Origin of the sequence: Peteryoungia aggregata LMG 23059 (assembly GCF_030814435.1) — a bacterium.
Lineage (GTDB): Bacteria > Pseudomonadota > Alphaproteobacteria > Rhizobiales > Rhizobiaceae > Allorhizobium > Allorhizobium aggregatum.
The window spans coordinates 46,873-68,054 of sequence record NZ_JAUSUW010000019.1; the positions used below are offsets into that span (position 1 = coordinate 46,873).

The following is a 21,182-nucleotide window of genomic DNA, read 5'->3' on the forward strand; positions in this document are numbered from 1 at the left end:
GGATGACTATACAATATTTTGTATGTTGTCGCAATTCATCCCCCCCATCCCCTCACTCCACCTTCCGCACCGACCAAAGCGTCCGCACATCGCTCCCCATCGCTGGGCCGCCGAACATAGGACCGGGGACGGTGCCGGGGCCGAAACCGGCCGCAGGGGGGCGTTCGCAAGCGCGTAGGCTGCCTCGCGGGCAAAGTCGAAGGCCAGCTTGTTCAGCCGGGGGGAGGTGCCGTATTCGGGCGCCTTGGGCCCGCTCAAGGACACCGTGATCGATCCGTCATCGGTCTTGGTGATCGGCGCAATCTCCTGCAAGGGCTCGCCGGTCTGCACGTCATAGATGCGAAGCCCCGCAACCAGCTGCGGCCCGTCCGGTCGCCTGACCCCGTCGATGGTGACTTCCGCCCCGGTCAGCCGCTGCAGGCTGAGCTGGCTGCGGATAAAGACGGAATAGACGACAACCTCGGCGCGCGCCGGGCGCGTCCCCTTGAACAGCGGCGTCAGCTGATCGCGCACATGCGGGGTGATATTGGCTGATATCGCCTGCTGCATCGCCGTCTGCTTGGCCGCCTGGTTGGTCAGCCCGAGCCGCGTCCCGAGCCCATCGATCGTTGAAGACGAAACCGACCGGTTGATGTCGCCCTCCAGATCCGACACCAGCAGCGGCTGGTTCAGCCTGGAATAGTCAACCGTGATCTCGGCGAGCGAAAACTGCCCGAGAACGCTCTGGATCTGCGGCGCGGGTGGCGCCTGGCAGGACGCGAGCAGGGATAGCATGGCGGCGGCAACCGTCAGGCGCAGCCGACCGATCGAAGAGCACAAGGCAAGCGAGGCACGCATGAAAGACATCGGTTATCTCCGTCTCGGTGTCTTCGCGAGGGTGCAAAGACCGCAACTGCAGGCGTTCTGGCCTCAAGGCTAGGATGAAACGATCCCCTTGTCTCGGCAGATCAGGGGCGAGACGCCCGGTTGGCCACAGTTTGACGTCTTGCTTATGGACGAGGCGATGTCATGCGCCGGATCGGGCAAACGCTGCCAGAAGCGAGGCTTTGCCTTCAAGCTTTTGATCATGAACGATTTTCCGTCCGATACTTCCTCAGGCGCAGTTCTTCGTTAGGACGTGCTCCTCTGCCCAGGGAGGTTTGCGTGAAATTCTTGCTGATCCTGTCTCTTACGCTCATCGGGCTTGCTGCCCTTGTCTTTGTCGCAGGGCTCTTTCTGCCGCCGACGCGCGAGGGCAGGGCGGCAACTGAAATTGCAGTTCCGCCCGAGCGGGTGGCCGCCGTGATCACTGATGTCGCCCGCCAGCCGGAGTGGCGTGACGGTCTAGCCTCCATCGAGGTCGAGGTCGATGGCGATGGCTGGGTGGAGACGACCACGCGCGGCGAGGTGATCCGCTTTGCCTGGGCAGAGCGCCAACCCTTGAAGCTGGCCCTGACATTCCGCTCCGATGCCGGTTACCATGGCTCCTGGCAGGCGGATCTTCAGCCGCAGGCGAGCGGCACGCGGGTGACGGTGGTGGAGCGCGCAACGATCGACAATCCGCTCGGTCGCATCATCGCCCGCTTCATGTTTGATCCGCAGGCTTTTGCCGCCCGTTATCTGCAAGCGCTGAAAACAGAAGCCGAGCGTTGAAAGGAGGAGGCCCATGGCCAAGAGCGAGAAACCGAAGAAATCGACCGACTGGCGCAAGCGCTTCGGCGCCGCCAAGGACCCGCATGTGGTGATGCTGTCCTCGCCCTTTGCCGGCGTGCCCTCAGGCGCGATGATGCTGATCTCCTCGCCGGGCGACATCGCCCGCTATGTCGCGGCCATTCCCTCCGGCGAAACCCGCTCCATCGCCCGCCTGCGCAGCGATCTTGCCAAACGCGCCAAAGCCGACGCCATGTGCCCCGTCACCACCGCGATCTATCTGCGCGTCGTGGCCGAAGTGGCGCTGGACGAGCTGGAGGCAGGAAAGCCGATGGACGAGGTCGTGCCCTTCTGGCGCATCATCGAGCCGAAGGACAAACTCGTCGCCAAACTCTCCTGTGGGCCTGAGCGGATCGAGCATTTGCGGGCACTGGAGGAAGGCTGAGAGCCACCTCCCCCTTGAGGGCGCAATTGCATCTGGAACGGACCCCCCTCTGGCCTCCTGAGCTTGTCGAAGGGCGGCCATCTCCCCCACAAGGGGGGAGAGCGGTTGAACCGCCGGCCCGCTCACATTCCGTTGGCGCCGCAAAGGGATCGGCGAATGCGGCGCTCCGCTCTCCCCCCTTGTGGGGGAGATGTCACGCAGTGACAGAGGGGGGTATCCACACGCGATTCCCTCCCCTTGAGGCGCAGGGTGGCAGGGTCACCAAGGCCCTCAACCCCACAACTCCGGCCGCATCCAGGCTTCCGGCAATATCAGCCGACCCCCGAGATCATCGCTGGTGCCATCAAGCCTTTGCCACTGCCAGGCCTCCGTCCATTCAGCGGGGAGCGGATAGGGTGGCGTCACCCGGCTGGCCGGCCGGAAGCCGGAGCGGCTGTAATAGGTGGGGTCGCCGAGCACCAGCACCTCTGCCACGCCCTGCGTTTTCAGGCGAGCGAGACCCTCGGCGATCAGGGCCTTGCCGATCCCCCGCCGCTGATGATCCCGATGGACGGCCAGCGGGCCGAGCAGCGCCACGGTTTCGGGACGTCCTTCAACCGCGCCGCGGGTGAAGAGAACATGGCCGATGAGCAGCGCGCCGGTCCTCGCCGAAAGCGACAAGACGGCAGGGTCTGGGAGCAGCGCTTCGACCAGGGGGACAAGCTCTTCCTCTGGAAAAGCGGACGCATAGAGCTCCGGGATCTGGGCCTCATCGGCGGGCAGTGTCTCGCTGAGCGTGAAACTGAACGGCATGGCGTTTCCTCCGGGATGACGTCCATCCCTAGGACGCTTGTGGTTGCGCGGCAAGCCCGGATGGCAGGCGGGTGAGGGGCGCACCCACCTCCCCCTTGAGGCGGAGGTCGCGCGAACGCGCGGGTGGGGGTGATCCATACCCGTCGACATCATCAGGCGAAGTCAAACGCCGCGCGCCACCCCACCCCGGAGCTGCGCTCCGACCCTCCCCCTCGAGGGGAGGGTGGCAGGGACAGCAAGAGCCGTTAACCCCACAAGTCCCTGCCTTGCTGAGGCAAGACGCTAACCGGAGCACACCCACCGCCCCCTTGCGGGGGGAGGTCGCGCGAACGCGCGGGTGGGGGTGATCCATACCCGTCGACATCCTCAGGCGAAGTCAAACGCCGTGTGTCACCCCACCCCGGAGCTGCGCTCCGACCCTCCCCCTCGAGGGGAGGGTGGAGTGTTCCTTGCCCGGCGATATTCAAAGTGATGGAACGAATTTCATCGCCACCCCTTGACCCTCCCATGATGGGAAGGTCCATGTAAGGGCACAGAGGTGATGATTTGAATATGCAAAACATGAACAATGCGGCCGGATCAGAAGCCGGAGCCATCCGGCTGGAGATCCCGGTCGAGGGCATGACCTGTGCGTCCTGCGTGCGCCGGGTGGAGAAGGCTGCCGCCTCTGTCGAGGGCGTCTCCGCAAGTGCTGTGAACTTTGCCACGGAAACCCTGTCGCTTAACGTCGGCCCAGGCTTTTCCGCTGAGGCGCTGGAAAGGGCGATCACGGAGGCGGGCTATGAGGCGCGGGCCGAAACACTCAGGCTGGAAATCGAGGACATGACCTGTGCCTCCTGCGTCTCCAGGGTGGAAAAGGCGCTGAAGACCGTTGCCGCCGTTCAGACCGCCAGCGTCAATCTGGCAACCGGCGAGGCCGTGGTCCGCGTCTTTGGCGGGGCAGTGGCCCTGCCGGCGATGAAGGCTGCGGTGGAAAAGGCCGGATACAACGTGCGGCTGGCCGGGCCTGAGCATGCCACGGATGCGGGCGCAGATGTGGGTGCCGGCGCAGGCAGGCCGGCTGCGGAAGATGACAGCCGCGAGGCAAGGCGTGCCCGCGAGATCGACGGGCTCTGGCGCGATGCGCTCATCGCCGGGGTCCTGACCCTGCCGCTTTTCGTCGTGGAAATGGGCAGCCACATCTATCCGCCGCTGCATCATGTGCTGATGGATGTTTTTCCCGGTAATACGCTGTATCTCCTGCAGTTTGCGCTGGCGACCGCAGTGCTTGTCGGTCCTGGCCGGCGCTTCTACCTGAAGGGCATTCCGGCGCTCTTTCGCCTGACACCTGACATGAACTCGCTGGTCGCGATGGGGACGTCGGCGGCCTATCTCTATTCTGTCGTGACCACCTTTGCGCCCACGCTTCTGCCGGTCGAGGCGCGCCATGTCTATTATGAGGCCGCCACCGTCATCGTCACGCTGATCCTTGTCGGACGGCTGCTGGAGGCGCGGGCCAAGGGCCGCACCGGGGCGGCGATCCGCAAGCTGGCGGGTCTGCAGGCTAGGAACGCCCGGGTGGAGCGCGACGGGGAGATGCGCGATGTGGCGCTCTCGGATGTCAGGCTCGGCGATGTCGTCGTTGTCCGTCCGGGCGAGCGCATTCCGGTCGATGGCCTTGTGATCGATGGGAGAAGCGCTGTTGACGAGGCGATGATCTCGGGCGAGCCGATCCCGGTGGAGAAGGGAGCGGGGGCGACCGTCATTGGCGGCACGGTCAACGGTTCGGGAAGCTTCCGTTTCGAGGCGACCGGCATCGGCGCCGACATGATGCTGTCGCGCATCATCCGCATGGTGCAGGAAGCACAAGGGGCGAAACTGCCGATCCAGAAACTGGTGGATCAGGTGACGGCCTTCTTCGTGCCGGCGGTCATTACCATTGCGGTCCTCACCTTCATCGCCTGGTTCCTGCTCGGTCCCGAACCCGCCTATACCTATGGGCTGGTGGCGGCTGTCGCCGTGCTGATCATTGCCTGCCCCTGCGCCATGGGCTTGGCCACCCCGACCTCGATCATGGTTGGCACCGGCAGAGCTGCCGAACTCGGCGTATTGTTCCGCAAGGGCGAGGCGCTGCAGACGCTGTCGGTTATCGACACCGTCGTCATGGACAAGACCGGCACGATCACCAAAGGCCGCCCGGAAGTGACCGAGATCATTCTTTCGCAAGGCTTTGAACGGGCAGAGCTTCTGGCGCTGACGGCAAGCCTGGAGGTACGCTCGGAACACCCGCTGGCCGATGCCATTGTGCGGGCGGCGGAGGCCGAGGGGCTTGAACTGATGGAGGCAAGCGAGGTCGAGGCCGTCACCGGCTTTGGCGTCACCGGGATGGTCAAGGGGCGGCGCGTGGCAGCCGGTGCCGATCGCTATATGGTGAAACTCGGCGTGATGGCGGCGGATGCCACCGGTAATCCGCTGAAGGACGCCATGGCAAGGCTCGCCGACGAAGGGGCAAGCCCGCTTTATGTGGCGGTCGATGGCAGGCTCGCCGCCGCCATAGCCGTGGCCGATCCGCTGAAGGAGACGAGTGTGGCGGCGATTGCCGCGCTGAAGGGACTGGGGTTGAAAGTGGTGATGGTGACCGGCGACAACAGGCGCACGGCAAAGGCGATTGCCGCCAAAGCCGGCATCGAGGATGTCGTGGCCGAAGTGCTGCCGGAAGGAAAGGTCAGCGTCATCAAGGGCCTGCAGGCAAAGGGCGGCAAGCTCGCCTTTATCGGCGATGGCATCAATGATGCGCCGGCTCTCGCCACGGCAGACGCTGGAATCGCGATTGGCACGGGCACCGATGTGGCGATTGAAAGTGCGGATGTGGTGCTGGTCAACGGCGATCTCTCGGGCGCGCTGCATGCCATCGAACTGTCGCGCCAGGTGATGCGCAACATCCGCCAGAACCTGTTCTGGGCCTTCGGCTACAATGTCGCGCTGATCCCGGTGGCGGCCGGTGCGCTCTACCCGGTGTTCGGCTGGATGCTCTCGCCGATGCTCGGGGCAGCGGCCATGGGGCTTTCGAGCGTGTTTGTGTTGTCGAATGCGCTGCGGTTGAAGCGGGCGCGGGTGACGGGGTTCTTGACCTCCCCTTGAGGGGGAGGTCGCGCGGAACGCGCGGGTGGGGTGATGTTGGTGCGCGCCGCCGGGTCACCCCACCCCGGAGCTTCGCTCCGACCCTCCCCCTCAAGGGGAGGGTCGAGGATCTATCTCCCCCCTTCTTGCGGGGGAGAGTTCGGAGTGATGGCCGAAGGCCAGAAATCGATCCAGTGAATCGATTTCCGCGAACGGAGGCCTGAGCGCGACGCCGCGAGAAGGCGATGAGAGGGCTTGAGAGCGATCAGGGCTAAACCTCAGATTTTGCAAGAGGGGGGCTTGGTTAGGTTGGTGCAGACTGAACCTGGCCCCCCACCAGGAAAATCTGAAGTTTAGGCGGCTTTCGCTCGCCTAACCCTTCGATTTTCCGTCCTCCCCCGCAAGGGGGGAGGGACGTAGAGCAAGGAACGAAACCATGTCCATGACCATAGGCGAGGCCTCTCATGCCTCCGGCGTTTCGGCCAAGATGATCCGCTACTACGAGGAGATCGGGCTGATTTCACCGGCAGGGCGCACCGCGTCCAACTACCGGGTCTATGATGTAGACAGCGTCAACCGGCTGCGTTTCGTGCGGCGATCGCGCAATCTCGGCTTCTCGCTTGAAGAGACCGAGCGGCTGCTCAAACTCTGGGACGACAAGGCGCGGGCAAGTGCCGAGGTGAAGGCCCTGGCGCTCGCCCATGTCGAGGAGCTGGAGACGAAGATCGCTGAAATGCAGGCGATGCGCGACACACTCTCCCATCTGGCCGAGCGCTGCCAGGGCAATGACCGGCCGAATTGCCCGATCCTGGCTGACCTCGAGGGCAGACCGCTGCGGCAAAAGACCACTGCGAAAGGTGAGGGCGGGGACTGTTGCGGGGCTTGACCTTGCCCCCGTGGGAAGGATGACAATGCAAGGGATTATGGCGCCCGGGGCGCGAGAAAGGAAAGACATCATGATCGGACAGACGGTATTCAGGATCGAGGACATGACCTGCGGACACTGCGAGAAGACCCTGGTCAAGGCACTGGCCGAGGTGCTGCCCGGCAAGGCGGTGACCATCGATCTTGCCGCCCGCAAGGCCTTTGTCGATGGCGATGCCGTGCTGGCCGAACAGGCCATTCGCGAGGCGGGCTACACGCCGGTGCGGGAGGTCTGAGGGTTTGGGCCATGGGCAGTTGGCAAGAGGGGGTGAGCCCATGCCGGGGATCGATCCAAACTCGACTGCCGACTGCCGACTGCCTTGCAATCCTCGCTAGCTTCTATGGATATAAATTATAATATATGTTTTCGGAGACATCGCCATGGCCAAGGATTACGTCGCAATCACCAGGGAAATCTCGAACGGGATCAAGACTTTGCGCAAGGACATTCCCGATGTGATGCAGGGCTTTTCGGCGCTGGCCGGGGCGGCGACGAAGGACGGTGCGCTGTCCAAGAAGGTCAAGGAACTGGTGGCGCTCGGGATCGCCATCTCCACCCGCTGTGACGGCTGCATCGGCTTTCACACCGAAGCCCTGATCAAGCTGGGTTGCACCAAGGCGGAATTCGAGGAAACGCTGGGGCTGGCCGTCTACATGGGCGGCGGTCCCTCGCTGATGTATGCCGGCGACGCCATGGCAGCCTGGGAGCAGTTCGGTGGCCCCGAGGCCTGACTCCGGCAGCCTGCGGGAAACCCCTGAATTATCCCGGCTAAATTAGCAAAAAATTTGCAAGCCTCGCGCATGATCTCCGGCAAGGCGGCGGTGTGGGGCCGTTGCCGGTGAAGGGATCACGAGGCATGCGGGCTGACCTGGGCGCCAGGGGACGGGTGGATTGGCTTTTGCGCATGCCGCCCGAAGTGGAGCGTGCCCATGAGCGCGACTTCGGCCCGGCCCGCATCCGGCATCTGCGCCATGCGATCATCGTCGGCCTGATCGTCTACAACATCTACAATCTGACCAGCCTGCACCTGATGGGCGATATCCAGCCGTTTACGGTGGCGATGCGGCTCTTTTTGCTCACGCCGGGTTCTATTCTTATCTTCCTGCTGGTCTCGCGCCTGCCGGCGGCCTGGCGCGAAGTGCTGTTGCTGCAGGGCATGTTCACCGCCAGTTTGCTGCCGCTCTATCTCGTCTACATCTCGCAATCGCCCTATGCGAGCTACACGCTCGGCGAACTGCCGCTGGTGCTGCTCTTCGGCAACATGCTGCTGGTGCTGCGGTTCCGCTGGGCGCTGATCTTCACCACCGTCACTTGCCTGACGGCGCTCTGGGTGATCCACATCAAACCCGGTCTGGACGAGAACCTGATCTTTCCCCTGACCGTGCAGGTGATCACCGGGCTGTTCTTCACGCTCTACGGCAACTGGCATTTCGAAAGACAGCGCTGTCTGACCTATCTTGCCCAGTACGACGCCGAAAACCGCGCCGACCGGGCCGAGCGCATCGGCGACGCGCTGCGCGACCTCACCCGCACCGACACGCTGACCGGCATCGCCAACCGCCGCCATCTGGAGGAGACGCTTGACGGCTGGCTGAAGTCCCGCCCGTCGGTGCTGCTGATGATGGTCGATGTCGATCACTTCAAGGCCTATAACGACCGGCTGGGGCATCTGGCCGGCGACGACTGCCTGCGCCGGATCGCCGCCGCGCTCTCCGCCTTCGCCGCCCGCCACGAGGGCTTCGCCGCCCGCTATGGCGGCGAGGAATTCACCCTGCTGTTTGCCGTGGACAGCGAGACCGGCGGCGCCTTCCTGGCCGACCGGCTGGTGCGCACCATCCGCGACTGCGCCATCCCCCATCCCGGCCGCCCCGACGGGCTGGTCCATGTCACCGTCTCCGCCGGTTATGCCGGCGCCGACCGCGACCGCGACGCGCTCACCCTCGTGACGCGCGCCGATCTGGCGCTGTACGAAGCGAAGAGTGCCGGGCGGAACAGGTCGAAGGCGGGGTGAGGCGGCTTGGTGAGGCCGCTGCTATGCAGGGCACCATAGGATCAGGGGTATAATTCTACCAAAACGTACCTGCCGCCTTTCCTGCGGATCATTGTCGGCATATGCTGGGTTGCGTGGATCAACTACTGCAATTCTAACTTCATCGCATTTGGGGCTAGCTGACATGCGGGCACTCAAAGCCGCAAATTTCTGCATCTATTGCGGGGGAATGCCCGAGAGGCTAACGGACGAGCACGTGTTTCCCTATGCCCTGGGAGGCGAGCTAGTTGTCCCAAAATCGTCCTGTCCCAAATGTGCGGAGAAGACATCCCGGCTGGAGTTGTTTGTACTGCGGCGTATGTTCGGTAAGGCCAGAGCTAAGTTACAGATGCGGAGCCGAAGGCCTGATAAGCGACCGAAGGAACACTCAATCACATTGATCATGGCTGATGGTTCGGAAATAGACAGGCTTGTATCAATTGACGATTATCCGTTTCACTTTACCTGTCCAATTTATTCTCCGGCGCGCGCTCTTCGTGGACTGCTACCAAACGAAGGACAAGTTCGCAAAATTGGGATCTGGTCGACGTGTGACGAAGATCAGGTGCACCGGTTGAGGTTAAGGTATGGCGCTGCAGACGTCAGCTTGCACATGACGGACCTGAACAGCACCGTTCTATGTCGCTTCCTTGCCAAGATAGCGCATAGCTATGCATTTGCTACCGAAGTGCAGGATTACATTCCGCTTACCAGGGAGTTCATTTTAGGATTAGATATCGACCCTAACTTTCTTGTGGGGTGTGAAGATGCATTCAAAATCGTACCGACGAGCGACGATGGATTGTTTCTAAGGACATGGATTAGTCGAAGCCATTACCCCGGTTTCGTCGTTGCGTTCATACAATTTTTTCCCTCAAGAGATGCGCCTGTTTATCATGTTCTTGTTGGAATGATGCACCCCTCTACAGGACGACACTCAGGATAGATGAAATAGGAAAATAATCCTTGACAGCGTGACGGTCGTCGGATAGGGTTATGGCATGATCGGAAAGCTGTGGCCGGGTGGCCAGATGGGGTTCCGCAGAGGTTTTGAAAGGGTCCGCTTGGCGGGCCCTTTGTCGTTTCGGAGGGATGCGGATGGATGAGCCCGAGATGATCGAGGCACTGCCTGATGTCATCGAGGTGAAGGCGGCGGGGGCAGGCGATCTGGAGGCGCTGCTCCAGGAATTCACCACGGAGATGCGCGCCCAGTTCGACCTGTTTCGACGCCTGAGGGCCGGGGCCGAGGGCCTGATCGACGGCGCTGACGAGGCGCTGGCGAAATTGGCGCGCGCCGACATCAAGGCCTCAACCGATGCGATTGCGCTGATCGTGCGGACGCTGGAAAAGATCGATGCGCTCCTGCGCCAGCTGGAGCGCGACCGGCTGGATGCCGAGGAACGGCTGATCGAGGCGCGTGATCCGGAGGTCTTGCGGGGCGAGGTTGAGGCGCTGATTGCGGCTCGGGTCGAGGCGGAAGTGGCCGGACGGCTTGAGGCGGCGGTGGCAGCAAGGATGGCGGAGGTTTCGGGATTGGCCGAGGGGCGGGGCCCGCCGTGAGGGCTCCCCCCTGCAATGAATGTGGCGTCATTCAGTGTTGCACACTCTCCTACCGCTCAGTGGTCTGGCCCATCTTGATGCCCTAACCAATATCGAGGTCCCGCATGCTAACGCCCGAAGTTCTTACTGTTGTGCCCAAGACAAATCCCCCAGCGCCTTGGATCGGTGGTAAGCGGCTGTTGTCAGCTCAAATCATCGGGTTGATTGAGGGAGTTCCACACAGATCTTACATTGAACCGTTCTTTGGTATGGGGGGAGTGTTCTTTCGCCGGACGCGCGTTCCGAAAGCCGAGGTCATCAACGACCGGTCTGGTGAAGTGTTTAACTTTTTTCGGATTCTTCAACGACACTACCCTCAATTGATGGATATCCTCAGATTTCAACTGGCCAGTCGACAAGAGTTCGAGCGGCTGCGTGCTTCCGATCCTCAAGGCCTCACGGATCTCGAGCGTGCTGCGCGTTTCCTCTATCTTCAGAAGCTGAGCTTTGCCGGGAAGGTCCGGGGGCAGAGCTTCGGGATCAGCAAAAACAGCCCCAGCCGCTTCAACATATCGAACTTGGGCACGGTCCTTCAGTCGGTTCACGAACGCTTGGCCGGTGTCATTGTCGAGAATCTTGATTGGTTGGAAATTCTTGAGCGATACGACAGCTCCACGGCTCTGTTCTATCTCGATCCGCCATATCATGGGCATGAAGATGACTATGGAGCCGGGATGTTTGAGAATGACCAGTTTGAAAAGCTTGCCGATCAACTGACCCGGTTGAAAGGGCGCTTCGTTCTCTCGGTCAATGATGATCCATTTATTCGAACAACTTTCAACGGCTTCTCGATGCGAGAGTTGGACGTCGAATATACGGCGTGCAGGTCTAGCAGAGTACGTCGCAAGGAGCTCTTGTTCCTATCTCCATAATAGCATGTGCGGCCAGGCTATTCCTTGCGCTCAACGCTCGGCACCGAAGCAGTTTATGCATCCAAGCGTACATTTCGCCAGCGCAGCCGCGGAGACGATGCCGGAGATAGCATAGACATTAAAATCTATGAGCAGCCTTCGACGGGGGCGGGAAGCCTCAATCTGTCCGTTGGCCGTTGGTATTGTCAGCGACTTTACAGAGCGAATGATTCACTTATCAACTAGGATGCAAGAGGCGAAGACCCAGTGCCGCTTGATAGCAAACTGGATGATCTCAGAAGAGCGTGGGGACCCAAGACTCGTCATCGGTGTATCAGGTCGATTGCCAGCAGATCTTGTGATGCCGCACCCGATTGATTCCGCAGACATCGCCGACCTTTCGCGGTTTACCCCCGCCGATATCGCCTTTCTCGCCCGGGACTGGAGGCTTCTGGCACGGCCCGAGCAATGGCCGCCGGAGGGAGATTGGCGGAGCTGGCTGATCCTCGGCGGGCGGGGATCGGGCAAGACGCGGGCCGGGGCCGAATGGGTGCAGGCGCAGGTGTTGGCGGCGGGCAAGCGGACGGATTTGAGGATTGCGCTGGTGGCGGAAACGCTGGGGGATGCCCGCGAGGTGATGATCGACGGGGCCTCGGGGCTGACGAGGATTGCCAGGCGGATGCGGCCGGAGGTGGAGATTTCGAGACGCAGGCTTGTCTGGCCGAATGGGGCGATTGCGCAGATCTTTTCCTCCGAAGACCCGGAAAGCCTGCGCGGGCCGCAATTTCATCTCGCCTGGTGCGACGAGTACGTCAGGTAGAAACGCATTTTAATAAAAATCCGCTTTTCCCCCTACGTTGCTAGAAATCATATGCTGTGACGAACTCGCCAAATGGAAACATGCCGACGAGACCTTCGACATGCTGCAGTTTGCGCTGCGGTTGGGCGATGATCCGCGCCAGGTGGTGACGACGACGCCAAGGCCGGTGCCGCTGTTGAAGCGGCTGATGGCGGATGAGGCGACGCGGATTACGAGGATGGCGACTTCGGCCAATGCGGCGCATCTGGCGCCGGGGTTTCTGGCGGCGCTTGCCGCCCGTTATGGCGGGACACGGCTCGGGCGGCAGGAGCTGGACGGCGAGCTGATCGAGGACCGGCCGGACGCTTTGTGGAAGCGGGCGCGGCTCGACGAGATCGTCGTGAAACTGGCAGAACCCTTGCGACGGATCGTCGTGGCGGTCGATCCGCCGGCGGGGGGCGTGTCCGCCTGCTGCGGCATTGTGGTTGCCGGGCTGAAGAAAAATGGTCAGGCGGTGGTGCTATCAGATTGTTCGGTCGAGGGGGCCGGCCCGGCGGGCTGGGCCCGCGCGGTGGTTTCAGCGTATCGACGGTTTGAGGCTGACCGGGTGGTGGCCGAGGTGAACCAGGGCGGCGATATGGTGCGCGCCGTGCTTGAGGGCATCGAGGCGCGGCTGCCGGTGACGGTGGTGAGGGCCACGCGCGGCAAGTTCCTGCGCGCCGAACCGGTGGCGGCTTTGTACGAACAGGGGCGGGTTCTGCATGCCGGACGGTTTGTCGAGCTCGAGGACCAGATGTGTGATTTCGGCCCGGAGGGGCTGTCGAACGGGCGCTCGCCGGACCGGCTGGATGCGCTGGTCTGGGCGTTGACGGCGCTGATGCTGGAGGGCGGGAGCGAGCCACGGATACGGGGGGTGTGAGATCCCTCATGCTGAGGTGCCCGCAGGTAGTGTGGACCTCGAAGTATTTTATTTCAACCTTGAGGCCTCGACCCTTCGAGGCCCTCGCAGAGCGAGGGCACCTCAGGGTGAGGGGACATGATGTGCGCGGCTTTGCCCCTCATCCGCCCTTCGGGCACCTTCTCCCCGCAGGCGGGGAGACGGAGACGCCGCCGCCCATCGGATCCGCCTTCTCCCCGTTCACGGGGAGAAGGTCCCGGCAGGGGATGAGGGGCATTGGCACCCCAAACGAAAAAACCGGCGCCCTTTCGGACGCCGGTTTTTCCACGCGATACGGTGGATCGGGTTACTTGGACTCGCTGCTGGGCGGGGCCGGCTGGCGGACCTGGCGCCATTCGTTTTCGAGGCGCTGCAGGACATGGGCCGGGATCGTTGCCGGAGCGGCGGTCTTGGTCGAAGTGTTCGTCTGCATCTCTTCCCTCCTCGGGTTTGGAAGTCTGGGCTCCCAACGTGTCTGTGGGCTGAAAGTTCCACAGCGTTAATCCTTTGTAAATATGAACGGAACGGGCTCTAAACGATTGAAATTTCTTCAATCGTTTTAATTCCGAACTTTTTTCATGGCCGCAGGTGCCCGTCGCGCCCGGGACGGCTGTTCTTTCTCCGACATTAAGGATCTGACCATGCGGATCGACCGGCGAATCGTCTTCGCGGGGCTGCGCAACGCCGTGTTCGGCGGGCGGCTGAGCCAGGGGCAGGTGGAGGGCGTGGAGGCGGTGCTGACGCGCTTTTCCGCGCGCGGCTGGGTCGATCCGCGCTGGCTCGCCTATATGCTGGCAACCGCCCATCACGAGACTGCCGGCACGATGCAGGCGGTGCGCGAGACGCTGGCGGAGACCGACGAGGAGGCCGTGGCGCGGCTGGAGCGCGCCTGGCGCGGTGGAAAGCTGCCGACCGTGACGGTGCCCTATTGGCGGCGGGATGATCAGGGGCGGAGCTATCATGGCCGGGGGCTGGTGCAGATCACCCACCGCGAGAATTATGCCAGGATGAGCCGGGTGACCGGGCTCGACCTGGTGGCCGAGCCGGATCTGGCGCTCCGGCTCGATGTATCCGCGACCATTCTGGTGGTCGGCATGACCGAGGGGCTGTTCTCGGGAGCGAGGCTTGCGGATTTCTTTTCAGGCGCCAAGGCGGACTGGACCGGTGCGCGAAAAATCGTCAACGGGACGGACCGGGCGAAAAAGATCGCTGTGACGGCCAGGACCTTCGATGCGGCTGTCAGGGCCGGGCTGATGGTGTGAAACGGCCAAGCGGCACATTGAGCGACAGGCCGGGCGATGCTATCGGCTGGTGCGCTGCAACAGATTGCGAGGCTGCCCGATGATCCGCCATATCGTCTTTTTCACCGTGAAACCTGAGAATGTCGAGGCGGTCCGGGCGGGGCTTTCGATCCTCACCGAGATCCCGAGTGCCACGCGGCTGGAGATCGGCACGAATGTGAAGACCGACGGTTTTCACCGCAGCATCGACCTCGTGGTTTACGGTGAATTCGAGGATGAGGCGGCGCTTGCCGCCTACAAGGCCCATCCGCTCTATGAGGAGAGCATCCGGCGCGTGAAGCCGCTGCGCGAGGAGCGGTTTGCGGCGGATTATGTGGTGGGGGATGCGGTGCGGGGGCGGGTGTGAGGGGCGTGTCAGGCCGGGCTTAGCAAGGGCTCCAATCGGTCCGCGAGCAGGGACGGGTCGTCGGTACCGATGATCAGCTCCTCGATCACATATTTCAGGCGCTCCTGCTGTTCTGCATCGAAAAACAATCGGTAGCCGTTGATTGCAATGAAATAACGGCCCGAAAGCCAGGCTGTCCGCTTGTTGCCCTGTTCGAAGGCATGCGCCTTGCCGATCGACTGGATGATGCAGCTGGCGAGCCAGGAGACCGACGATATCTGGTGATACTCTGCCTGGAAACGCGGACGGTGAAGGGCGCCTTCGAGGGCGGAGCGATCGCGCAGGAAGTGGTTCTCCGATGTGCCGAGAAGCAACCGTCTGTTGATCGCAATCACATCCTCGATTGCAATCCAGAGGGGCTCGCTCATGCGCTCACTTGGCCAGATGATCCAGGATGATCTTGTCGGTGACGAGCAGGTCTTCGACGAAATCGTCGAGATCCGGCCTGACTGCAACAGGCTTTGCGGTCTTCAACACGACGCCTTCGGAAGACGCGACCGCAGCCTTGCGGCCATCGCTGTTCCGCCTCTCGTCAACACGACCGATTTTCGCCTTTGAACTCATAGAGCGAATATAGCGCAGGATTGGTGTTTTGACGAGCACTGCCGCGCTGCCCGAGTCTCGACATTCATTTCAGAGGACATCCCCATGAAACTCCACTTCCGTCTGCCCTGGGCTTCCGTCCGGGATCGAACCTCCATGCCCGAAGAAAAGGCGCTGCATCCGCGACCTGGCACGGCCCTGGCGCTGATTGCGGGCGAGGGCGAGGCGCGTTGGACGGGGCGGAATTACGCGGCGCTGGCGCGGGAAGGCTTCATGAAAAACCCGGTGGCGCATCGCTGCGTGCGTTTGGTGTCGGAGGCAGCCGCCAGCATCGGTTTTCTTGCCTATCAGGCGGCGGTCGAACGGGAGGCGCATCCGGCGCTTGCCCTGCTGGCACGGCCGAACGGGGCGATGACGGGGGCGGATTTTCTGGAAACGCTGTATGGCCAGCTGCTGCTTTCGGGCAATTCTTACGTCGAGGCGGTGGAGATCGGTGCTGGGAGGGCGGAACTGCATCTCTTGAGGCCGGACCGGGTGAGCGTCGTGACCGGGGCGGATGGCTGGCCGTTGGCTTATGACTACCGCGCCGGCACGAAGGCCAGGCGGATCGCGCTGGACGGGCTCTTGCATCTGAAGCTGTTTCACCCGCTCGACGATCACGAGGGTTTTGCGCCGCTCGCAGCAGCTCAAGTTGCGCTCGACCTGCACAATGCGGCGGGGCGCTGGAACAAGGCGCTGCTCGACAATTCGGCCCGGCCTTCCGGCGCGCTGGTCTATCAGCCCAAGGAAGGCGGCAATCTCTCCGCCGACCAGTATCAGCGGCTGAAGGTGGAGCTCGACGAGGGCTATTCCGGGCCGATGCGCGCCGGGCGGCCGCTTTTGCTGGAAGGCGGGCTCGACTGGAAATCGATGGGGCTTTCGCCCAAGGACATGGATTTTGTCGAGGCGAAGAATGGCGCTGCCCGCGATATCGCACTCGCCTTCGGCGTGCCGCCCATGCTGCTAGGCATTCCCGGCGACAACACCTATGCCAATTACCAGGAGGCCAACCGCGCCTTCTATCGGCTGACCGTGCTGCCGCTGGTGACCCGCACGGGGGCGTCGCTTTCGGTGTTTCTGGGCGACTTGACCGGCGAGGCGCTGCGGCTGGTGCCGGACCTCGATACGGTGGCGGGGCTTTCGGTGGAGCGCGATGCGCTTTGGGCCAGGGTCGGGGCGGCGGCGTTTTTGACGGAGGAGGAGAAGCGGGAGGCGGTGGGGTATTGAGGGGTGTTCCGCAGCGTTGACGGCTGTGGCAATTGTGCACTTTCATTCGTGTTGAAAGTTGTGATAGGCACACCACTTAAATATCAAGAGCCAAGAGCTCGGAGTTAAGCGCGACGTAAGGAATGCTCATTAAACTACGGAACGTAGTGGTCGAATGAGCCGTTGAACCAACGTGAATTACGTGCTTATCTGATGCTAACTAGAAAGTTGGGAGACATTCAATGTCTACACCTATGAAAAATAGCGGTGAAATTCGGTTTGAAGACCGATTTCCGCCTGAAGTTTTCGCACCTTGCGATGACGTGACCCCAGAGGCGGTCAAATTGCTACGGGATAAAGCTGAAAAATCCGCCAATGTGAGGAAATGGAAGCTCGTCGATGGGTTTGGACTCTCGCAGTCGATTTGATTGGGCGTCTCAACCGCCATCCGCATTCGACATAGTAACGGCATATTTCCCCGAGACGAACCCCAAGGGCGAGCTAAGGCTTCGCCCTTGTTTGATTCTGGACGTATTACAAGATGAAGAAACAGCCGAATATGGCTGTCGAATCTCGTTCGGCACCAAAAATCTTAAAATATTGCAGCGTCAAAGCATTGATATTATTGTGCAAAACTCACTGCATTTGGATGAGATGGGACTCCCGTATGCAACGCGCTTCGATCTTGATGCGAAAAACATAGTGGTCCTGCCCTGGTCATCTGAGTTTTTCGGCTGTTGGCGCGGTTTCCCCAGTCCAAGGATTGGATTTCTTTTAGAAACCTACAGAAGGGACTATGCATACATAATGGCAATGCGAGAAATAAACGGTCGCGCTTAGTCTCGCCGCATCCCCCTCCGTTACTTTGCATCCGTCGCGCCTGTGATCCACGTGGATCTCAATCTCCGTACAGCCTTGTTGGCTTCCTAGTGGTGATTGACATGTATTTCCCTGCCCGCGATCTTCTACCCGGCGCCAGCGTGATCCCCGACTGGATCACCCCTCAGCAGGAAGCCGCGCTAATCGCCTTCCTGGATGCCGGCGAGTGGAGTGGTGAACTGAAGCGGCGAGTGCGGCATTTCGGGTATCGCTATGACTACCGAGCGAGGAGCGCCACGGTGGAGAGTCGGATCGGGCCCTTGCCGGAGGTTTTGCAGGGGCTGGCGGAGCGGCTGGTGGCGGACGGGTTTTTCTTAGCCGTACCGGACCAGGTGATCGCCAACGAATATCTGCCCGGGCAGGGGATCAGCGCGCATGTCGATTGCGAGCCGTGTTTCGGCGATGTTATCGCCTCGCTCAGTCTGCTGTCGGCCTGCGAAATGCGGTTTGCGAACCTTGAGAGCGGAGAGACGCGGGCTTCGATGTTGCTGCCGCGTTCCCTGCTGGTGCTCGCCGGACCGGCGCGGCGTGACTGGACGCATGCGATCCCGGCGCGGCGGTCGGACGTGATCGACGGGCTGCGGGTGATGCGGCAGCGGCGGGTGTCGCTGACGTTTCGGTCCATGCGGTTTTGAAGGCTGATCCCGGGCCTCTCGGTCCGGGACAGAGGCGTATCCGAACCGGGGGAGAGCCTGATCAGGCCTTGCTGTCGTCGGTTGCCGAGGGCGCGGGTGCGAGGAAAACCGGGACGAGGGACAGCCGGCGGAGGATGGCGGCGATGCCTGCGCGGCGGGCCGCATGCAGCGTGTGGCCGAGATCGGTCATGGCCGTTTCGAGGCTGGCATCGCAGGCCCGTGCGCCGGCGCGGCCGTAGAAGAGATAGCCGAGCGCGATGGCGAGGATGCCCATCAGGCCGGCGGCGATCAGCACATCCGAGAGGAAATGCGCGCCGAACGCGATGCGGTTGAGCGCAGTCAGCGCCGCAAACAGGCTGAGAAGCCAGAAGACACAGGCCCGCCAGACGACCGGCACGAAGAAGGCGAGCGGGATCAGACAGACCACCACGGCGGCTTCGCCGGAGACGAAGGAACGGTCGTCAAAATACTGTCCGCCAAGGCCCCAGGCCTTGACGAAGATCTCGTTGCCGCCGAATTCGGTGATGTGGCGCGGGCGGGGGCGATCGAAGAGCGGCTTGAAGATGCCGTTGACCAGAAGCGCCGGGCCGAGCAGGAAGAGGCTGGCGAAATAGAGCGTGAAGCGCGGCGGAAACAACGATGGTCGCGAGGGATAGATCAGCTTCAGGACGAGGCCGAAGACCAGCACGATGGTGAGTGTCAGCGGGAAATACTGGCCGAAGGCGCGGAACGTGTTGAGCGCCGTGATCTTCGCCGCCGGAAAGCCCTGGCCCTCGACATAGAAGAACCGGCTGAGCGCGATGTCGATCTGCGGAAACGTGACGAAGACGGCAGACAGTGTCAGCGTCACCAGAAGCGCGAGCAGGAGCGGTTTCTCCTGGACGGTGCCGCGCGGCGCGCGCGACAGATCCGAAGCATAGGCCATCACATTTCCCCCGAAATTCACCCGGCGCTACTAAAGCCGGCTTTTGTGAAGCCCTGATGAAATCCTGGCAGAGTTGTCTGTGTTGGACCGAGGATGAGATCGGATGTGGACGGAGCGCGCGCTGCAGGGACCTTGCCCCACCCTCCATGCCGCCGGACTCACTGTCTGAACGGCTTCCGCCAAGCGATTCCACGGGTTCGACAATCCGGAGCCGCTTCATCTGAAATGTGAAGTGGCTGGACAACGGCGATGAGGGGAAGGTTTGCGGCGATGAGGGGAAGGGTTGCGCCGGCCGCGGCCTTGAGGGCGGGATCGTTCCGGCCGGCGCAGGATGAAAAGCTAGGCGAGAAAGATGAACAAATGACTGACTTCGGCCATGACGGCGGCGTCACTTCCGCCCGTCTGATCGGCGCTGTCGCGGGTTCCGCGATCTCGCTGGTCTATCTGCTTCCCAAACATCGCCGCGAGGCAGCCGTGCGCTTCCTGACCGGGGTCGCCTGCGGGCTGATCTTCGGCGGGCCGGTGGGGCTCTGGGGCGCGGCCCAACTCGGGCTGGAGGGGCGGTTGTCACCGGCGGAAACCATGCTGGCCGGCGCGACGCTCGCCTCGTTCACCGCCTGGTGGGGGCTGGGCGTTCTGGTGCGGCTGACGGGGCGCGCGGGAGACAAGGTGGGTGGACCCTCCCCTTGAGGGGGAGGGTCGGAGCGCAGCTCCGGGGTGGGGTGTCGCGGTGGCACCTCAGTCTGCGTCTGGCGTGTGACCCGCAGCCAGGATCACCCCCACCCGCCCCTTTGCGGCGACCTCCCCCCTCAAGGGGGAGGCGGGCGGGGGGCGGCATAGCCACTTGTCATCGGGTTGATACAATGACTGCTTTACCTGCGGACATAACAAGGAAGATGGTGCGGGTTGATGCTTGTGAGAACTGCCAGTCTGCTCGACTTCGAAGCGATCAGGAACGTGGAGCTCGCGGCGTTCGAAACGCTGCGGGCTGCGGGTGCCGTAAGCGGCCCGGCAGAGGCGAGCAGCGACGAAGAGTTGAAACTGTATTTTGACAACGGACTGCTGTTCGTTGCCACGGATGTTTCAGGTGCTGTCATTGGCTACTGCGGCGGTTACGTTGCGGACGATTGTGTTCACGTAGGAGAGATGGATGTCCACCCTGACTGGCAGCGCAGGGGTCTCGGCAGACGCCTTCTGTCCACCGTGATCGACGAGGCAAAACTGCGAAATCTTGAAAGACTGACGCTGACAACGGACCGCTTCGCTCCGTTCAATGCACCCTTCTACGAGACTATGGGACTTGCGATTGTCGAGCGATCGCAGCTTTCTCCACGCCTCCATGCGATACTGGAAGCGGAAATCCGCAAGGGATTGGGGCCCGAGCGTCGGGTGGCCATGACGATGCATCTGTAGGCGTCGCGCGCACGACGGCATTTCTTTCGGTCCCGACCATTGGGACGGCATCCTGGGGTCCGTGATGGAGCCGCGGGAGGTATGCCTCCCTGCGTTCGGCGTCCGATCCGCAGCCAGGATCACCCCCACTCGCTGCTTCGCGACGTGACCGCCTTGTAACTTCCCAAAATCCGCATTGGAGGCTGTAATGCCTTTTGCGGTGGCGGATGGGAGACCGAAGCCTCTTTGGGACACCAAGCCCGTGGGAGAGCAAGGGTCTCCGTCCGCCGTTCCATCGAACCCGAACAGTCGCCAGGGCCGCTTGCGCAGGCAAAGTCCGTTTAGGCAAGGATGGGATAAGATGGATATCGTGGTCGGGATTGATGTTTCGAAAGACCGCCTGGATGTGGCCGTGGCGCCGTCCGGTTCGGTCTTCCAAGTGGAAAACACACAAGCCGGCATCGACGATCTGGTGTCGCGGTTGCAGCCGCTCGGTGCCGATGTGGTGGCGCTTGAAGCGACCGGCGGCTTCGAGACGGTAGCCGTGGCCGGACTGTCCGCAGCCGGGTTTGCCGTAGTCGTGGTCAATCCGGCACAGGTGCGCGCCTATGCCAATGCGCTCGGCCGTCGAGCCAAGACCGACGCCATCGATGCGGCAGTGATCGCCGCTTATGTGTTGGCGACAAGGCCCGAGCTCCGACCGCTCAAGGATGCGGAAACCCAGGCCCTCTCGGCGCTCGTTGCCCGCAGGCGGCAGATCGTCCAGATGATC

General features: G+C 62.2%; 24 protein-coding genes and 1 pseudogene. 19 read left to right on the top strand and 6 right to left on the bottom strand.

All coding sequences use genetic code 11. The annotated features are described in order from the left end of the window. Positions 1-6: 6 nt before the first annotated feature. On the bottom strand, positions 7-846 hold the full coding sequence (locus J2045_RS21845) for a hypothetical protein (RefSeq protein WP_307377155.1): 840 nt from the start codon (positions 844-846) through the stop codon (positions 7-9). Between the two features lie 297 nt (positions 847-1,143). Between J2045_RS21845 and J2045_RS21850 the strand changes: the two genes are divergently transcribed. Then, a complete protein-coding gene (locus J2045_RS21850) occupies positions 1,144-1,632 on the top strand; it encodes an SRPBCC family protein (RefSeq protein ID WP_307377157.1) in 489 nt (162 codons plus the stop codon). 13 nt (positions 1,633-1,645) lie between these two features. After that, the gene (locus J2045_RS21855; RefSeq protein WP_307377158.1) at positions 1,646-2,074 is read left to right on the top strand and encodes a hypothetical protein; all 429 of its coding nucleotides are present in this window, start codon (positions 1,646-1,648) and stop codon (positions 2,072-2,074) included. Between the two features lie 270 nt (positions 2,075-2,344). Here J2045_RS21855 and J2045_RS21860 read toward each other — a convergent pair whose 3' ends face one another. Next, complete coding sequence (locus J2045_RS21860) at positions 2,345-2,866, bottom strand: GNAT family N-acetyltransferase (RefSeq protein WP_307377160.1); 522 nt, start codon at positions 2,864-2,866, stop codon at positions 2,345-2,347. Positions 2,867-3,427: 561 nt separating this feature from the next. On the opposite strand from J2045_RS21860, the gene J2045_RS21865 reads away from it, so the two are divergent. The 9 genes and pseudogenes from J2045_RS21865 (at position 3,428) to J2045_RS21900 (ending at position 13,087) form a co-directional block, all read left to right on the top strand. Beyond that, a complete protein-coding gene (locus J2045_RS21865) occupies positions 3,428-5,986 on the top strand; it encodes a heavy metal translocating P-type ATPase (RefSeq protein WP_307377162.1) in 2,559 nt (852 codons plus the stop codon). A gap of 421 nt (positions 5,987-6,407) precedes the next feature. Next, positions 6,408-6,851, top strand: coding sequence for a Cu(I)-responsive transcriptional regulator (gene cueR / locus J2045_RS21870; RefSeq protein WP_307377217.1), 444 nt, complete (start codon positions 6,408-6,410; stop codon positions 6,849-6,851). A 70-nt stretch (positions 6,852-6,921) separates the two neighbouring features. Next, entirely contained in the window at positions 6,922-7,125 is a 204-nt protein-coding gene (locus J2045_RS21875) for a heavy-metal-associated domain-containing protein (protein WP_307377164.1), read from the top strand. Positions 7,126-7,270: 145 nt separating this feature from the next. Beyond that, the gene (locus J2045_RS21880; protein ID WP_307377166.1) at positions 7,271-7,621 is read left to right on the top strand and encodes a carboxymuconolactone decarboxylase family protein; all 351 of its coding nucleotides are present in this window, start codon (positions 7,271-7,273) and stop codon (positions 7,619-7,621) included. A 125-nt stretch (positions 7,622-7,746) separates the two neighbouring features. After that, positions 7,747-8,901: a GGDEF domain-containing protein gene (locus J2045_RS21885; RefSeq protein ID WP_307377168.1), complete on the top strand. Its 1,155-nt coding sequence runs from the start codon at positions 7,747-7,749 to the stop codon at positions 8,899-8,901. Between the two features lie 163 nt (positions 8,902-9,064). Further along, the gene (locus tag J2045_RS23205; protein ID WP_503128842.1) at positions 9,065-9,865 is read left to right on the top strand and encodes an HNH endonuclease; all 801 of its coding nucleotides are present in this window, start codon (positions 9,065-9,067) and stop codon (positions 9,863-9,865) included. A gap of 152 nt (positions 9,866-10,017) precedes the next feature. Continuing rightward, on the top strand, positions 10,018-10,479 hold the full coding sequence (locus J2045_RS21890; RefSeq protein ID WP_307377170.1) for a hypothetical protein: 462 nt from the start codon (positions 10,018-10,020) through the stop codon (positions 10,477-10,479). Positions 10,480-10,583: 104 nt separating this feature from the next. Then, entirely contained in the window at positions 10,584-11,390 is an 807-nt protein-coding gene (locus tag J2045_RS21895) for a DNA adenine methylase (RefSeq protein ID WP_307377173.1), read from the top strand. Between the two features lie 340 nt (positions 11,391-11,730). Next, positions 11,731-13,087, top strand: a pseudogene (locus J2045_RS21900) (DNA-packaging protein). 325 nt (positions 13,088-13,412) lie between these two features. On the opposite strand, the gene J2045_RS21905 reads toward J2045_RS21900, so the two are convergent. Continuing rightward, positions 13,413-13,538 carry a hypothetical protein gene (locus J2045_RS21905; RefSeq protein WP_307377175.1) on the bottom strand — a complete coding sequence of 42 codons (126 nt, stop codon included), beginning with the start codon at positions 13,536-13,538 and terminating at the stop codon, positions 13,413-13,415. A 208-nt stretch (positions 13,539-13,746) separates the two neighbouring features. Between J2045_RS21905 and J2045_RS21910 the strand changes: the two genes are divergently transcribed. Next, complete coding sequence (locus tag J2045_RS21910) at positions 13,747-14,367, top strand: glycoside hydrolase family 19 protein (RefSeq protein WP_307377177.1); 621 nt, start codon at positions 13,747-13,749, stop codon at positions 14,365-14,367. A 79-nt stretch (positions 14,368-14,446) separates the two neighbouring features. After that, on the top strand, positions 14,447-14,752 hold the full coding sequence (locus J2045_RS21915; protein WP_307377180.1) for a Dabb family protein: 306 nt from the start codon (positions 14,447-14,449) through the stop codon (positions 14,750-14,752). 8 nt (positions 14,753-14,760) lie between these two features. Here J2045_RS21915 and J2045_RS21920 read toward each other — a convergent pair whose 3' ends face one another. Both J2045_RS21920 and J2045_RS21925 read right to left on the bottom strand, forming a co-directional pair. Beyond that, entirely contained in the window at positions 14,761-15,159 is a 399-nt protein-coding gene (locus tag J2045_RS21920; protein WP_307377184.1) for a type II toxin-antitoxin system death-on-curing family toxin, read from the bottom strand. Between the two features lie 4 nt (positions 15,160-15,163). Continuing rightward, on the bottom strand, positions 15,164-15,394 hold the full coding sequence (locus tag J2045_RS21925; RefSeq protein ID WP_307377189.1) for a hypothetical protein: 231 nt from the start codon (positions 15,392-15,394) through the stop codon (positions 15,164-15,166). A gap of 96 nt (positions 15,395-15,490) precedes the next feature. Here J2045_RS21925 and J2045_RS21930 point away from each other — a divergent pair, with 96 nt between their 5' ends. The 3 genes from J2045_RS21930 to J2045_RS21940 all read left to right on the top strand — a co-directional run bounded on the left by J2045_RS21930 (position 15,491) and on the right by J2045_RS21940 (position 18,093). After that, positions 15,491-16,600, top strand: a complete 1,110-nt coding sequence (locus J2045_RS21930; protein ID WP_307377220.1) for a phage portal protein — start codon at positions 15,491-15,493, stop codon at positions 16,598-16,600. Positions 16,601-16,978: 378 nt separating this feature from the next. Further along, on the top strand, positions 16,979-17,419 hold the full coding sequence (locus J2045_RS21935) for a hypothetical protein (protein WP_307377190.1): 441 nt from the start codon (positions 16,979-16,981) through the stop codon (positions 17,417-17,419). A gap of 101 nt (positions 17,420-17,520) precedes the next feature. Continuing rightward, complete coding sequence (locus tag J2045_RS21940; RefSeq protein ID WP_307377194.1) at positions 17,521-18,093, top strand: alpha-ketoglutarate-dependent dioxygenase AlkB; 573 nt, start codon at positions 17,521-17,523, stop codon at positions 18,091-18,093. A 61-nt stretch (positions 18,094-18,154) separates the two neighbouring features. Here the strand turns inward: J2045_RS21940 and J2045_RS21945 are convergent, their stop codons facing one another. After that, a complete protein-coding gene (locus tag J2045_RS21945) occupies positions 18,155-19,018 on the bottom strand; it encodes a phosphatase PAP2 family protein (RefSeq protein ID WP_307377197.1) in 864 nt (287 codons plus the stop codon). A 360-nt stretch (positions 19,019-19,378) separates the two neighbouring features. Between J2045_RS21945 and J2045_RS21950 the strand changes: the two genes are divergently transcribed. From J2045_RS21950 to J2045_RS21960, 3 genes are all read left to right on the top strand, one after another. Continuing rightward, entirely contained in the window at positions 19,379-19,708 is a 330-nt protein-coding gene (locus tag J2045_RS21950) for a DUF6107 family protein (RefSeq protein WP_307377199.1), read from the top strand. A 219-nt stretch (positions 19,709-19,927) separates the two neighbouring features. Then, positions 19,928-20,431, top strand: a complete 504-nt coding sequence (locus tag J2045_RS21955) for a GNAT family N-acetyltransferase (RefSeq protein ID WP_307377202.1) — start codon at positions 19,928-19,930, stop codon at positions 20,429-20,431. Positions 20,432-20,771: 340 nt separating this feature from the next. Continuing rightward, a partial coding sequence (locus J2045_RS21960) for an IS110 family transposase (RefSeq protein ID WP_307377205.1) occupies positions 20,772-21,182 on the top strand: 411 nt, incomplete at its 3' end.

Excerpts from the sequence above, each read along its gene's own strand:
- J2045_RS21845 (WP_307377155.1), bottom strand. The coding sequence starts at position 846 with ATGTCTTTCATGCGTGCCTCGCTTGCCTTGTGCTCTTCGATCGGTCGG.
- J2045_RS21855 (WP_307377158.1), top strand. The coding sequence starts at position 1,646 with ATGGCCAAGAGCGAGAAACCGAAGAAATCGACCGACTGGCGCAAGCGC.
- J2045_RS21860 (WP_307377160.1), bottom strand. The coding sequence starts at position 2,866 with ATGCCGTTCAGTTTCACGCTCAGCGAGACACTGCCCGCCGATGAGGCC.
- J2045_RS21865 (WP_307377162.1), top strand. The coding sequence starts at position 3,428 with ATGAACAATGCGGCCGGATCAGAAGCCGGAGCCATCCGGCTGGAGATC.
- cueR (WP_307377217.1), top strand. The coding sequence starts at position 6,408 with ATGACCATAGGCGAGGCCTCTCATGCCTCCGGCGTTTCGGCCAAGATG.
- J2045_RS21875 (WP_307377164.1), top strand. The coding sequence starts at position 6,922 with ATGATCGGACAGACGGTATTCAGGATCGAGGACATGACCTGCGGACAC.
- J2045_RS21880 (WP_307377166.1), top strand. The coding sequence starts at position 7,271 with ATGGCCAAGGATTACGTCGCAATCACCAGGGAAATCTCGAACGGGATC.
- J2045_RS21885 (WP_307377168.1), top strand. The coding sequence starts at position 7,747 with ATGCGGGCTGACCTGGGCGCCAGGGGACGGGTGGATTGGCTTTTGCGC.
- J2045_RS23205 (WP_503128842.1), top strand. The coding sequence starts at position 9,065 with ATGCGGGCACTCAAAGCCGCAAATTTCTGCATCTATTGCGGGGGAATG.
- J2045_RS21890 (WP_307377170.1), top strand. The coding sequence starts at position 10,018 with ATGGATGAGCCCGAGATGATCGAGGCACTGCCTGATGTCATCGAGGTG.
- J2045_RS21895 (WP_307377173.1), top strand. The coding sequence starts at position 10,584 with ATGCTAACGCCCGAAGTTCTTACTGTTGTGCCCAAGACAAATCCCCCA.
- J2045_RS21905 (WP_307377175.1), bottom strand. The coding sequence starts at position 13,538 with ATGCAGACGAACACTTCGACCAAGACCGCCGCTCCGGCAACGATCCCG.
- J2045_RS21910 (WP_307377177.1), top strand. The coding sequence starts at position 13,747 with ATGCGGATCGACCGGCGAATCGTCTTCGCGGGGCTGCGCAACGCCGTG.
- J2045_RS21915 (WP_307377180.1), top strand. The coding sequence starts at position 14,447 with ATGATCCGCCATATCGTCTTTTTCACCGTGAAACCTGAGAATGTCGAG.
- J2045_RS21920 (WP_307377184.1), bottom strand. The coding sequence starts at position 15,159 with ATGAGCGAGCCCCTCTGGATTGCAATCGAGGATGTGATTGCGATCAAC.
- J2045_RS21930 (WP_307377220.1), top strand. The coding sequence starts at position 15,491 with ATGCCCGAAGAAAAGGCGCTGCATCCGCGACCTGGCACGGCCCTGGCG.
- J2045_RS21935 (WP_307377190.1), top strand. The coding sequence starts at position 16,979 with ATGGGTTTGGACTCTCGCAGTCGATTTGATTGGGCGTCTCAACCGCCA.
- J2045_RS21940 (WP_307377194.1), top strand. The coding sequence starts at position 17,521 with ATGTATTTCCCTGCCCGCGATCTTCTACCCGGCGCCAGCGTGATCCCC.
- J2045_RS21945 (WP_307377197.1), bottom strand. The coding sequence starts at position 19,018 with ATGGCCTATGCTTCGGATCTGTCGCGCGCGCCGCGCGGCACCGTCCAG.
- J2045_RS21950 (WP_307377199.1), top strand. The coding sequence starts at position 19,379 with ATGACTGACTTCGGCCATGACGGCGGCGTCACTTCCGCCCGTCTGATC.
- J2045_RS21955 (WP_307377202.1), top strand. The coding sequence starts at position 19,928 with ATGCTTGTGAGAACTGCCAGTCTGCTCGACTTCGAAGCGATCAGGAAC.